This window comes from Elstera sp. (assembly GCF_044372965.1).
Lineage (GTDB): Bacteria > Pseudomonadota > Alphaproteobacteria > Elsterales > Elsteraceae > Elstera.
In genome coordinates, this window is the sequence record NZ_JBILQX010000006.1 from 23692 (window position 1) to 36376 (window position 12685).

General features: G+C 61.7%; 10 protein-coding genes and 1 tRNA gene. 6 read left to right on the forward strand and 5 right to left on the reverse strand.

What is annotated here, in order from left to right; all coding sequences use genetic code 11:
• Positions 1–24 precede the first annotated feature (24 nt).
• The 5 genes from ACIQ36_RS01880 to ACIQ36_RS01900 form a co-directional block, all read right to left on the reverse strand.
• Positions 25–100, reverse strand: a tRNA-Ile gene (locus ACIQ36_RS01880).
• 108 nt (positions 101–208) lie between these two features.
• Entirely contained in the window at positions 209–2170 is a 1962-nt protein-coding gene (rpoD, locus tag ACIQ36_RS01885; RefSeq protein WP_395824994.1) for an RNA polymerase sigma factor RpoD, read from the reverse strand.
• Between the two features lie 94 nt (positions 2171–2264).
• On the reverse strand, positions 2265–4196 hold the full coding sequence (gene dnaG, locus ACIQ36_RS01890; RefSeq protein ID WP_395824997.1) for a DNA primase: 1932 nt from the start codon (positions 4194–4196) through the stop codon (positions 2265–2267).
• Positions 4197–4210: 14 nt separating this feature from the next.
• Positions 4211–4672, reverse strand: coding sequence for a GatB/YqeY domain-containing protein (locus tag ACIQ36_RS01895; RefSeq protein ID WP_395825000.1), 462 nt, complete (start codon positions 4670–4672; stop codon positions 4211–4213).
• A gap of 78 nt (positions 4673–4750) precedes the next feature.
• Positions 4751–5542, reverse strand: a complete 792-nt coding sequence (locus tag ACIQ36_RS01900) for a class I SAM-dependent methyltransferase (RefSeq protein ID WP_395825003.1) — start codon at positions 5540–5542, stop codon at positions 4751–4753.
• A gap of 241 nt (positions 5543–5783) precedes the next feature.
• On the opposite strand from ACIQ36_RS01900, the gene carA reads away from it, so the two are divergent.
• The 6 genes from carA to ACIQ36_RS01930 are packed head-to-tail and all read left to right on the forward strand — an operon-like array spanning position 5784 to position 12419.
• Entirely contained in the window at positions 5784–6944 is a 1161-nt protein-coding gene (gene carA / locus ACIQ36_RS01905) for a glutamine-hydrolyzing carbamoyl-phosphate synthase small subunit (RefSeq protein WP_395825006.1), read from the forward strand.
• Positions 6945–6999: 55 nt separating this feature from the next.
• Positions 7000–10221: a carbamoyl-phosphate synthase large subunit gene (gene carB, locus ACIQ36_RS01910; RefSeq protein ID WP_395825009.1), complete on the forward strand. Its 3222-nt coding sequence runs from the start codon at positions 7000–7002 to the stop codon at positions 10219–10221.
• Positions 10218–10616 carry a VOC family protein gene (locus tag ACIQ36_RS01915; protein WP_395825012.1) on the forward strand — a complete coding sequence of 133 codons (399 nt, stop codon included), beginning with the start codon at positions 10218–10220 and terminating at the stop codon, positions 10614–10616. Before carB ends, ACIQ36_RS01915 begins: the two co-directional genes overlap by 4 nt.
• Positions 10617–10659: 43 nt before the next feature.
• The gene (locus tag ACIQ36_RS01920) at positions 10660–10788 is read left to right on the forward strand and encodes a hypothetical protein (protein ID WP_395825015.1); all 129 of its coding nucleotides are present in this window, start codon (positions 10660–10662) and stop codon (positions 10786–10788) included.
• Positions 10785–11519 carry a zinc ABC transporter ATP-binding protein AztA gene (gene aztA, locus ACIQ36_RS01925; protein ID WP_395825018.1) on the forward strand — a complete coding sequence of 245 codons (735 nt, stop codon included), beginning with the start codon at positions 10785–10787 and terminating at the stop codon, positions 11517–11519. The genes ACIQ36_RS01920 and aztA overlap by 4 nt, the downstream gene beginning before the upstream one ends.
• Before the next feature lie 21 nt (positions 11520–11540).
• Positions 11541–12419 (forward strand): metal ABC transporter permease, encoded by an 879-nt coding sequence (locus tag ACIQ36_RS01930; RefSeq protein WP_395825021.1) that lies wholly within the window; start codon positions 11541–11543, stop codon positions 12417–12419.
• Positions 12420–12685 lie beyond the last annotated feature (266 nt).

The window sequence follows — 12685 nt, forward strand, 5'->3', positions numbered from 1 at the left end:
GGCAGCGCCTCTGCGGAAGTCCGCTGGTGGGCCCGGCCGGATTCGAACCGACGACAACACCGTTATGAGCGGCGCGTTCTAACCACTGAACTACAGGCCCCCGCAGCGATCCCCGGAACAAAGCCGGGGTTAGGGTTATGAAAGCAAAAGGGGCGTTCCGTCAAGAACGCCCCCTGCTTCGATATGCAGATTTTTTACACTGAACTGATTAGGTATCCAGGAAGCTGCGCAATTTGCGGCTGCGGCTCGGGTGTTTGAGCTTGCGCAGGGCTTTGGCTTCGATCTGACGGATACGTTCGCGCGTGACCGAGAACTGCTGGCCAACCTCTTCGAGCGTATGATCGGTGTTCATGCCGATGCCAAAACGCATGCGCAGTACACGTTCTTCGCGGGGGGTGAGGGTTGCCAGAATTCGCGTGGTGGTTTCGCGCAGGTTGGCCTGAATGGCGGCATCGAGCGGCAGAACGGCGTTCTTGTCTTCGATGAAATCGCCCAAATGGCTGTCTTCCTCGTCCCCGATGGGGGTTTCGAGGGAGATCGGCTCTTTGGCGATTTTCAGGACTTTGCGAACCTTTTCCAGCGGCATCATCAGCTTTTCGGCCAATTCTTCCGGCGTCGGCTCGCGGCCGATTTCGTGCAGCATCTGGCGCGAGGTGCGCACCAGCTTGTTGATCGTTTCGATCATATGCACGGGAATGCGGATCGTGCGGGCTTGGTCGGCAATCGAGCGGGTGATTGCTTGGCGAATCCACCAAGTCGCATAAGTCGAGAACTTATAACCGCGCCGATATTCGAACTTATCCACGGCCTTCATCAGGCCGATATTGCCTTCTTGAATAAGATCGAGGAACTGCAGGCCGCGATTGGTGTATTTTTTGGCAATCGAAATGACGAGGCGCAGGTTCGCTTCGACCATTTCTTTCTTAGCGCGACTCGCCTCGCGCTCGCCCTTTTGGATCTTCTGAACCATCGCGCGGAATTCGCCGATGGGCAGCGTCACTTCTTCAGCGAAAGCGGCGGTATCTTCCCGAACCTTGCGCGCGTCGTCGGCGTGCTTTTCGTAGAAGCGCGTCCACTTCAGGCTGCGAATACGGACCGTTTCCAGCCAGTTCGGCACCAACTCATTACCCATATAGGCGGTGAGGAAGTCGGCGCGCGGCACTTTGGTCGATTCGGCCATGCGCAACATTTTGCCGTCGAGCTGCAATAGCTTGCGGGCCAGAAGATTATGCTGCTCCACCAATTGCTCAATGCGCAGCGGGTGCAGGCGCACGGTCTTGGTGATATCGACCAGATCGCTGCGGGCTTTTTCGTATTTCTTCTCGTTCGCGGGCGTCAGCGGCTCGCCTTTGAGCAAGGACGCGACGCGCTTATCTTGCAGCTTGGCAAGCTTCACCTGCGCTTCGGCAATTTGGTCGAATTTCTCGACATATTGCGGCAGCAGTTCGGCTTCCATCGCCGATAGCGACACGCCCGGCTCGTCGCTTTCGCCCTCGCCTTCGGCCCCTGATGCTGCGGGATCGCCCTCTTCCGCTTCTTCAGCCTCTTCCGGGGCTTCAGCGACTTCGGCAGCGACGAGCAGTTCCGGCGGCAGATCTTCATCTTCTGCCGGGGCACCATTGCCGTAGGAGGCTTCGAGATCGATGATGTCGCGCAGCAGCATGCGCCCGTCGATGAGCGCCTGACGCCACGCCACGATCGCGCGCTGGGTCAGCGGGCTTTCGCACAGGCCGGAGATCATCGCCTCGCGGCCAGCTTCGATCCGCTTGGCGATAGCGATTTCGCCTTCGCGCGACAGAAGCTCGACCGAGCCCATTTCGCGCAAATACATGCGAACCGGATCGTCCGTGCGGCCGACCTCATCCTCGTCGACATTGCCGCGCGCGTCGCCATCGGCGTCCGCTTCGGCTTCCGTCTCCTCGGCCTCATCGCCTTCGACGATGTTGATACCCAACTCCGAGAGCATCGCCAGCGTGTCTTCGATCTGTTCCGAAGACACCTGATCCTGCGGCAGGGCAGCATTCAATTCGTCATAGGTTACATAACCGCGCTCTTTGCCTTTAGCCGTCAGTTTTTTGACGGCGGCGGCGACGGTATCGACCAATGGACTTTCGAGTGCTTCTTCCTGCGGGGTTTGCTCTTCTGCGGTATTCGCTGCCTTCTGCGCCATTCTTGACCCTCGCCAAACCAAACCGTCGCGTAAAAACTAGTCTGCCCCCAAGCATGCCAGAAACATGCCGGGCGCCCCTTCTAACCCATCAGCGTTACGACGGCGCGACAGGGTTGATCCCTGCTCCCGCCTCGCTTGCCTGCTCTAACCCGTCCTCATCCCGCTCCGCGTGGCTTTTTGCCTTATCGGCAAACAGCGCCTTGTAGCGCAGCCAGGCTTCCGGCGTTTCTTCCGACAGCGTAACCGCCATCAAAGTCTTCCGGTCTTCCGCCATACGCCGATCGGCAAGCCTGCCGAAAATTTCGGCGACTTTCGCGCGCACATCTTGGGGAAACGCTTCACGCCGCGTGAAGGGAAACGTTCCGGCAACGTCTTGCTGCATCACTTGCGACAGCATAAAGGCGTGCTCGCTTTCCGCGACATGGGATTGCAGGGCATCGGCGTCAAGGCCGGGACGGGTAGCCGTAAGATTTACGATTTCCTGCCTCAGCAAGTCAAGACCCGCATCGGCAAAGCTGATCTCGGCCAAGGCTTCGTGCCATTCATCGAATAAAAACGGGTGGTTAAGGAAAGCTGCGAGCAGCGCGCGCGCGTGCATTCGCTCGGCAATCCCCCCCACCGTTGCTGGATTTGCCTGGGGGCCTTGCTTCAGGAACAGGTCCGGCTCTTGCCACCGCCCCCGTTTACCGGGCTGAAACTTGGGCCGGGTTTGATACGGGACGGGGGTGACTTGCGCCACCGGCTCGGGTGCCGGGGCCACGCCAAACAGCACCGTAATCCGTTGGTCGATATCGGCCTGATACAGCCGCCGCACGTCGGCATCGGCAATCGTGGCGATCTGGGCGTGGAGTTCGCGGGAGAAATCGGCTTTGCGTTCGGGCGTATCCAGCACGCGCCCAAGCTTCACCCCGTCCCACAGGGCCTCGACCAGGGGGCGCGCGACCGTCAGCGCTTCGCGCAGCCGGGCGGGACCACCAGGGCGGCCGAGCAGATCATCGGGATCGAGCCCCTCGGGCAGGGTGGCGAACCGCAGCGAGCGCCCCGCTTTCAGTTGGGGCAGCGCCCGCAGCGCTGCGCGCATCATCGCCTTTTGCCCCGCTGCATCGCCATCAAGACACAGCACAGGCTCAGGCGCGAGCCGCCACAGTTCTTCCATCTGCTCTTCGGTAAAAGCCGTGCCCAGGGGCGCCACCGCCGTATCGAACCCAGCGCGGTGCAGGGCGATGACGTCCATATAGCCTTCGGCCAGGATCACTTCCTGCTTCTTGGCCGCTGCCGGGCGGGCCAGATGCAGGGCGTAGAGACTGCGACCCTTATGGAACAGCGGCGTTTCCGGGCTATTGAGGTATTTCGGCTGCCCATCGCCCAAAATGCGCCCGCCGAAGGCGATCACCCGCCCGCGCTTGTCGCAGATCGGAAACATCACGCGCCCCCGGAACCGATCATAGGGCTCGGGCTTTTCTTCGACCCGAATGAGCAGCCCGGCTTCCACCAGCGGCCCCTCGTCAAACCCCTGGATTTTCAACGCCACCTTCAAACCGTCGCGCTGATCGGGGGACCAGCCGAGGCGGAACTTGCCGATATCTTCCTCGCGCACGCCGCGCCGGGTGAGATAGTCGCGCGCGCCGGTGCCGGAGGGCCCTCGCAGGCTTTGCTCGAAATAAAGGCAGGCGGCTTCCATTGCCGCTTCCAGCGTTTGCCGCCGCTCCACCGTGCGCCGGTCGGTCGGCGTATCGCGGGGAACCTCGATTCCGGCTTCGCCCGCCAGCCGTTCGACGGTTTCGGCAAACCCCAAGCCGTCGGTCTGCATCACGAACGAGACGATATCGCCGTGCGCGCCGCAGCCGAAGCAATGGTAGAAGCCCTTATCGTCATTGACGAAAAAGCTCGGCGATTTTTCACTATGGAACGGGCAGAGGCCGGAAAACTCCCGCCCTTTCCGGGTAAGCTTCACCTTCCGCCCGACCACCGAAGAGGTCGGAACGCGGGCACGAAGATCATCCAGAAATTGGGGCGGGAAGGCCATCGGTGCCCCTTCGGTTAAGCGGTGAGCTTAGCCTTAACCTGGGCACTCGCGGCCTGGAAATCCATAGCCCCGGCGAAACGGGTTTTAAGTTCGTTCATCACCCGGCCCATATCCTTGATCCCGCTCGCGCCCAGATCGGCGATGACGGTGGCAATCGCGGCGTCGGCTTCTTCGGCGCTCATGGCTTGCGGCAGGAACCGTTCGATAATGGCAATTTCCGCGGCTTCTTGCGCGGCCAGCTCGGGCCGACCGCCCTGCTCGTACATCGTGATCGATTCGCGGCGCTGCTTAATCATGGATTGCAGCATCGACAGAATCGCCTCGTCCGGGATGGTATCGACCCCGCTGGGACGCGAGGCAATGTCCTTATCTTTCAACGCGGCCTGGATCATGCGGATGGCCCCGACGCTGGCCTGATCGCGCTCGCGCATCGCGGTTTTATAAGCATCGGTAATAGCGGTGCGCAGGCTGCTCATTGTCTTACTCCTCAAGGCCCTGTAACGGGCCAGTCCAAAACGAAGGGAAAAGACAATAGGCGATGTCAGCCCAGGAGGCTAGGCCTTGCCCTCCGCCTCCGGCGTCCACCATTTCCCGGCGTCCGCGCCCGCGCCCTTGGTGAAAATCAGATAGACCCCCTCCCAGGCCGACGGCGTTTGCACCAACTGCAGATTGACCGCGCCGCGCTTCAGCAGCATTCCGCTCAAGCGATTGAGATCATAGATATTCATCTGCATCACGGGGTCGCTCAGCGGGGCCCCGCGCAGCAGATTGAAGAGGTAGCGCAGCGGCGTGATGTATTTCTGGGCGAGGGCGGCATAGCGCTTCATTGGCGCGCGCGCGTCGGCAATCGGCACATGCAGCGCGCCGATGCCACCCAGCTTCAGCTTATCGTAAAGCCCGAGAATGATCTGCTCGCCCACTTCCACCGGGATATGCTGGATGACGATGTAGGAGTGGACGAAATCGACACCCTGGGGCAATTCCTGCACCGAGCGGCAGAGTTTGAGCGGCGTAACGCCCGCCTCTTCGGCGTGGCGCGCGGCGCGATCCAGCATCGATTGGGCGATATCGACGCCCCAAACCTGATCGGCATAGGCGCTCAGCGGAATGGCAAGACGGCCCACCCCCACACCAAAATCAACCGCCGTGCCGAAACGCCCCGCATGGCGCGCCGCAATCGGTCCCTGCATCAAGGCGGTGATATGGGCGATGCCTTGGGCGAAGAAGCGCCGCTTCTTCTCGGCATCAAGTTCGGACCCCCGGTAGATTTCCGCAGTATTAACACCGTAGTAAGGATTATTTTTACCAAATTCTTCCCAGTTTTTTTGAGTATCTTCGGTAATCATCGAGATTTATCCAAAATTATCTAGACGGAGGCTGAGGAAGAGAGAGTGTTTTTTCTGTCCTCAGGTCTTCGAAATACCATATCACTGCTCGGGGAGCAATCTGTCCGATCCGCTATCATCGGATTTGCGCTATCGGAGGGCGGCCATGCTCCGAAGAATGGCCGCGCGGGGTTGACCCCTGGGTGCGGCTCCCGTATAGGCTCCGCAATTTGCCCGCCCGCATACTTTGAAGAGGTACAGAATGACCGACGCCGCCCCCACCCCGACCGGCGCACTCGTGCTGCAAGATGGCACTGTTCTATGGGGGCGTGGCTTTGGGGCAGCGGGACGATCGGTTGGCGAAGTCTGCTTCAATACGTCGCTGACGGGCTATCAGGAAATCATGACCGACCCGTCCTACGCGGGCCAGATCATTACCTTCACCTTCCCGCATATCGGCAATACCGGCACCAATCCCGAAGACATTGAAACCAAGACGCCCGCCGCGCGCGGTTTGATCGTCAAAACCGATGTCACCGAGCCGTCCAACTGGCGCTCGGTGCAAAATTTCGATGCTTGGTTGAAGAATTGGAACCTGATCGGCCTCGCCGGGATCGACACCCGCCGCCTAACCCGGTTGATCCGCGATACGGGCGCGCCGACGGGCGTGATCGTCCATAATCCGGCGGGCATCACCGACGCCGATATCGCCGCCGCCACCGAGGAAGCGAAAGCCTGGCCCGGTCTCGAAGGCATGGACCTCGCCAAAGACGTCACCACCCGACAGAGCTACCGCTGGACGCAATCGACCTGGACCCTCGGCGCGGGCTATGCCGAACAGGACAGCCCGGACCATCACGTCGTCGCCATCGATTACGGCGCAAAGCAGAATATTCTGCGCTGCCTTGCCGCGACCGGCGCGCGGGTAACGGTCGTTCCCGCCTCGGCCACGGCTGAGGAAATCCTCGCCCTGAACCCGGATGGCGTGTTCCTCTCCAACGGCCCCGGCGATCCGGCTGCCACGGGCGTCTATGCCGTGCCGACCATTCAAGGGCTGCTGGCCAAAGACCTGCCGATTTTCGGCATTTGCCTGGGGCATCAGTTGCTGGCGCTGGCGCTCGGCGGCAAGACCGAGAAAATGCCCCTCGGCCATCGCGGCGCGAACCATCCGGTGAAGGATCTCGAAACCGGCAAGGTGGAAATCACCAGCCAGAACCACGGGTTCATGGTGCTGCCGGAAAGCCTGCCGGAAGGCTCGGTTGTTACCCATGTGTCGCTGTTCGACGGCAGCAATGAAGGCTTCCGCCTGAAAGACCGCCCGGTCTTCTCCGTGCAATACCACCCGGAAGCCAGCCCCGGCCCCTCGGACAGCCATTATCTGTTCGAGCGTTTCGCCACCTTGATCGAGGCGAGCAAGCGCTAAGCGCGCCGCCTTCCTCCCCTGCCGCCCGCCCGCTGCTGAAAGACTGAGAATTCCCATGCCGAAACGTACCGATATTTCCTCCATCCTCATCATCGGCGCGGGGCCGATTGTGATCGGCCAAGCCTGCGAGTTCGATTACTCCGGCGCGCAGGCCGTAAAAGCCTTACGGGCGGAAGGCTATCGGGTCATTCTGGTCAATTCCAATCCGGCGACGATCATGACCGATCCGGATTTGGCCGATGCGACCTATATCGAGCCTATCACGCCGGATTTCGTCGCGCGCGTCATCGAAGCCGAACGGCCCGATGCCCTGCTGCCGACCATGGGCGGGCAAACGGCCCTGAACTGCGCCCTGGCGCTCGACGCCAATGGCACGCTGGAAAAATACGGCGTTGAGCTGATCGGCGCGAAGCGCGACGCCATCGAAAAGGCCGAAGACCGGCAGCTTTTCCGCGAGGCGATGGAAAAGATCGGCCTTGAGAGCCCGAAAAGCCATTTGGTGCAATCGCTGGATGAAGGCCGCGCTGCTGTGGCCCACGTCGGCCTGCCCGCCATTATCCGCCCGTCCTTCACCCTGGGCGGCCAGGGCGGCGGTATTGCCTATAATATGGAAGAGTTCGAGAGCATCGTCGCGGGTGGCATCAAACTGTCCCCGGTCGGCTCGGTGCTGGTCGAAGAATCGGTGCTAGGGTGGAAGGAATATGAGATGGAAGTCGTGCGCGACCGCGCCGACAATTGCATCATCATCTGCTCCATCGAAAACATTGATCCGATGGGCGTGCATACCGGCGACAGCATCACGGTCGCCCCGGCGCTGACGCTGACCGATAAAGAATATCAGATCATGCGCGACGCCTCGATTGCGGTCTTGCGCGAAATCGGCGTCGATACGGGCGGGTCGAACGTGCAGTTCGCCGTGAACCCGGCAGACGGGCGCATGGTCGTCATTGAAATGAACCCGCGCGTCAGCCGCTCCTCGGCGCTGGCCTCCAAAGCGACCGGCTTCCCGATTGCCAAGATCGCCGCCAAGCTCGCCGTGGGCTATACGCTGGACGAGCTTAAGAACGACATCACCAAAGTCACCCCGGCCAGCTTCGAGCCGACGATTGACTATGTCGTCACCAAAATTCCGCGCTTCACGTTTGAAAAATTCCCCGGTGCGAGCACCACCCTGACGACCTCGATGAAGTCGGTCGGGGAAGTCATGGCGATTGGCCGCACCTTCGCCGAAAGCTTCCAAAAAGCCCTGCGCGGTCTCGAAACCGGCCTGTCGGGTCTCGATGAAATCGCCGTGGAAGGCTCGATGCGCGCCGCCCTGTCGACGCCGACGCCGGACCGCCTGCGCATCATCGGCCAAGCCTTGCGCTCCGGTATGAGCGTTGAGGAAGTCCATACCGCAACCAAGGTGGACCCCTGGTTCCTGCGCCAAATCGCCGATATCCTCGCCGAAGAAGCCGCAATTAAGGCCAACGGCCTGCCGCGCGACCGCCGGGGCCTGCATCGCCTGAAAGCCCTCGGCTTCTCCGATGCGCGCCTTGCCAAGCTAACGGGCCAAAATGAAGCTGACGTGTCGGCCCACCGCGCCGCCGTGGGCGTGCAGCCCGTGTTCAAGCGCATCGATACCTGCGCGGGCGAGTTTGCTTCGGACACGCCCTATATGTATTCGACCTACGAGGGCAATGGGGTGGAACCCGCCGAGTGCGAATCGGACCCCACCGAGCGGAAAAAGGTGATGATCCTCGGCGGCGGCCCCAACCGTATCGGCCAGGGCATCGAGTTTGACTACTGCTGCGTCCACGCGGCCTACGCGCTGAAGGATGCCGGGTTCGAGACCATCATGGTCAACTGCAACCCGGAAACGGTTTCGACCGATTATGACACCTCGGACCGGCTCTATTTCGAACCCTTGACCGGCGAAGACGTGATTGCGATTGCCCGGCGCGAGCAGAGCAAGGGCACACTGCTGGGGGCTATCGTGCAGTTCGGCGGGCAAACCCCGCTGAAGCTCGCCGCAGCCCTGGAAGCCGCGGGTATCCCCATTCTCGGCACCTCGCCCGACGCCATTGATCTCGCCGAAGACCGCGAGCGCTTCCAGGTGCTGCTGCAAAAGCTCGGCCTGCGCCAGCCGAAGAACGGCACCGCCCGGTCGGCAGAGGAAGCGGAAAAAGTGGCGGAACAGGTCGGCTATCCGGTCGTCCTCCGCCCCTCCTACGTGCTCGGCGGGCGGGCGATGGAAATCGTTCACGATGTCGAAGGGTTGCGCCGTTACGTCACCACTGCCGTGCAGGTGTCGGGCACGACGCCGGTGCTGATCGACAGCTACCTGCGCGACGCTATTGAAGTCGACGTCGATGCGGTCTCGGACGGCAAGGATGTGCTGGTTGCGGGCATTATGGAGCATATCGAAGAGGCGGGTATTCACTCGGGCGATAGCGCCTGTGCCCTGCCGCCCTATTCGCTAACCCCGGCGATTATCGACGAAATCCATGCCCAAACCGTGCAACTCGCCCGCGCCCTGAACGTTATCGGCCTGATGAACGTGCAGTTCGCGGTGAAGGAAAACACGGTCTACATCCTCGAAGTGAACCCGCGCGCCAGCCGCACGGTGCCCTTCGTCGCCAAAGCCACGGGCCGCCCAATTGCGAAAATGGCCGCCCGGATCATGGCAGGCGAGGCGCTGTCCAGCTTCCCGCCGCCGCCCGCCCACGGGCAGCATGTGGCGGTGAAGGAAGCCGTGTTCCCCTTCAACCGCTTCCCCGGCGTCGATACGATCCTGGGGCCGGAAATGAAATCGACCGGCGAAGTGATGGGTCTCGATATGGACTTTGGCCGCGCCTTCGCCAAAGCCCAAGCCGCCGCTGGCGTGCATCTGCCGATTGCCGGGGCCTGCTTCATTTCGGTGAAGGAAAGCGATAAGGGGGCGATGGTGCCGCTCGCCCGCTCCCTCACCGGCCTCGGCTTCCGCATCGTCGCCACGCGGGGCACGGGGGCCTACCTGAAGGACAATGGGCTTGAGGTGCAGATCGTCAATAAGGTGACGGAAGGCCGCCCGGATATTACCGACCTGATGCGCTCGGGCGAGATCCAACTGGTCATCAATACCGCCGAAGGCAAGGTTGCGATTGCCGACAGCTTCTCCCTACGCCGCACCGCGCTGACCGCCGGGATCGCCTATATGACGACGGTCGCCGGTGCCCGCGCCGCCGTGAGAGCGATTGAGGCTTTACGCGGCGAAACCTTGGGCGTGCGGCCCTTGCAGGCTTATTTCACGAAATGAGTTTGGCGGGCGCCATCCTTCGGGTTGCGCGCCCGACCGACCAGTTAGAGGCCGTCGCCGCCTTTTACCGCGACGGTCTCGGCTTTACCGAACTTACCCGCTTTACCGCCCATAATGGCTTCGATGGGGTGATGCTCGGCCACCCCCACGCGCCCTGGCATTTGGAATTCACCCAGCAGGCGGGCCATCCCGCCGGGCGCGCGCCGACCCAGGATAATCTGCTGGTCTTCTATCTGCCGGATGCCGCCGCGTGGCAGGCCGCGCGTGACCGGCTGATCGCCTTCGGGGTAGCGCCGGTACCGTCCTGGAATCCCTTCTGGGACGAGGTTGGCGTGACCTTTGAAGACCCGGACGGCTACCGAATCGTCCTGCAAAACGCAACCTGGACCCGCTAAAGCGGACCTTGTTTGCCGCCAAGCGTTACACTATAACATCCTCATGTCCCATTCCGCCCCACCGCTCAGCCCCTTTGCCTGGGGACTCCTCCCCCGCCTCGCCTGCGTGGCCGGGGTGCTGTTGCTGATGTGGGGTACGGTTGCTTGGGCCTTGGTCGAGGTGGCGGAATGATCCGGCTCGATAATCTCACCCTGACCTACGACCGGCACCCGGCGGTGCATCACCTGTCGGGCGAATTTTGCGCGGGCAGCCTGACCGCGATTGTCGGGCCGAATGGCGCGGGGAAATCGACGCTGTTGAAGGCGATTGCCGGGCTGCTGCCCCCCTCCTCCGGCAAGGTGGAGCGCAGCAGCCTGAAGAAGGGCGATATCGCCTATCTGCCGCAGCAGGCCGAGATTGATCGCAGTTTTCCGCTCTCGGTTTTCGATATGGTCTTGATGGGCCGGTGGAAGCATATCGGCAGTTTCGGCGGCGCGGGCAAAGCCGATCTCTATGCCGCCAGTCATGCTTTGGAGGCCGTGGGCCTTGCCGGGTTCGAACGCAGGATGCTGCACCAGCTTTCCGCCGGGCAAATGCAGCGGGTGCTCTTCGCCCGGTTGATGGTGCAGGAGTCTGCGGTTATTCTGCTTGATGAGCCGTTCAACGCGATTGATGCGCGCACCACGGCGGATCTGCTGGCCCTGGTTACGCGCTGGCACGCGGAGAAGCGCACCGTGATTGCCGTGCTGCATGATTACGAGCAGGTGCGCGCGCGCTTCCCGGAAACCTTGCTGATGGCGCGGGAATGCCTGGGCTGGGGCGCGACGGAAACCGTACTCACCCCCCATAATTTGCTCAAAGCCCGCGCCCGCTCTGAAGCCTGGGACGAAGACGCGCCCCATTGCCATCAGGCCGTCGCCTGACCCAAACCGGGGCGATTCTCAATGCTGGATAGTCTTTGGGCAATTTTCATTGCCCCTTTTGCCGAATTTTCCTTTATGCGCCGCGCGCTGGTGGCCTGTATCGCCCTCAGCCTTGGGTGCGGGCCGATGGGCACCCTGCTGATTCTGCGCCGGATGGCCCTGGTCGGCGACGCCATGAGCCACGCCGTGCTACCGGGGGCCGCCATCGGCTTTCTGATTTCGGGCCTCTCGCTGTGGGCGATGGGGCTCGGTGGGTTTATCGCTGGGCTCGCGGTGGCGCTGCTGGCGGGGCTGGTGGCGCGCGTCACCTCCTTGCGGGAGGATGCGAGCTTCGCCGCCTTCTACCTGATTTCGCTTGCCGCAGGCGTGATGATCGTCTCGACGAGGGGCAGCAATGTCGATCTCATCCATGTGCTGTTCGGCACGATTTTGGCCGTCGATAGCCCGTCGCTGCTGCTTGTCGCCGGGATCACCAGCGTTACCCTGGTCACGTTGGCGGTGATTTACCGACCCCTGGTGATCGAATGCCTCGACCCCGGCTTTTTCCGGGCCTTGGGCGCGCCGGGGGCCTTCTATCACCTCAGCTTCCTCGTGCTGGTGGTTCTGAACCTCGTCGCGGGTTTCCAGGCGCTCGGCACGCTGATGGCGGTGGGGATGATGATGCTGCCCGCCGCAACGGCGCGCTTTTGGGCGGAACAACTCTGGAGCCTCTCAGCCATCGCTGCGGGGATCGGCATGCTCGCAGGCTTCGGCGGCTTGATCCTGTCCTATCACCTCGATCTGCCCTCCGGCCCGGCGATTATTCTTTCGGCGGGGGGGCTGTATCTGCTCTCGCTCATTCTCGGCACGCGGCAGGGCTTGCTGCGCCGCTGGCTGCCGGAGCGGCATTTAGCGGGCTAAACTCCCCTTTTTTCGATACCCCCCTCTCGACACGCGCGGCACGGCACCCCAGGTCATAATCACCCAAGAGGGTTTATGACCTGACGCATTAATCATGATGCGCTGCGATAGAAAGGTCATAAGGACTGGCTTATTAATTCTGACAGAATACCGATTTCAGACCGTTAGCTGAATTACAGCAAACACCCCAAAGATGGGTTTATTAACCCGCTCCATTCTATAATTATTGTTATTTTTCAATGCATTATGAGCCCACAATCCGCTTC

Bases quoted from the DNA above. Each gene is read 5' to 3' on its own strand.
- ACIQ36_RS01920 (WP_395825015.1), top strand. From the start codon at position 10,660: ATGTCCCATTCCGCCCCACCGCTCAGCCCCTTTGCCTGGGGACTCCTC.
- carB (WP_395825009.1), top strand. From the start codon at position 7,000: ATGCCGAAACGTACCGATATTTCCTCCATCCTCATCATCGGCGCGGGG.
- carA (WP_395825006.1), top strand. From the start codon at position 5,784: ATGACCGACGCCGCCCCCACCCCGACCGGCGCACTCGTGCTGCAAGAT.
- ACIQ36_RS01915 (WP_395825012.1), top strand. From the start codon at position 10,218: ATGAGTTTGGCGGGCGCCATCCTTCGGGTTGCGCGCCCGACCGACCAG.
- ACIQ36_RS01900 (WP_395825003.1), bottom strand. From the start codon at position 5,542: ATGATTACCGAAGATACTCAAAAAAACTGGGAAGAATTTGGTAAAAAT.
- ACIQ36_RS01930 (WP_395825021.1), top strand. From the start codon at position 11,541: ATGCTGGATAGTCTTTGGGCAATTTTCATTGCCCCTTTTGCCGAATTT.
- ACIQ36_RS01895 (WP_395825000.1), bottom strand. From the start codon at position 4,672: ATGAGCAGCCTGCGCACCGCTATTACCGATGCTTATAAAACCGCGATG.
- dnaG (WP_395824997.1), bottom strand. From the start codon at position 4,196: ATGGCCTTCCCGCCCCAATTTCTGGATGATCTTCGTGCCCGCGTTCCG.
- rpoD (WP_395824994.1), bottom strand. From the start codon at position 2,170: ATGGCGCAGAAGGCAGCGAATACCGCAGAAGAGCAAACCCCGCAGGAA.
- aztA (WP_395825018.1), top strand. From the start codon at position 10,785: ATGATCCGGCTCGATAATCTCACCCTGACCTACGACCGGCACCCGGCG.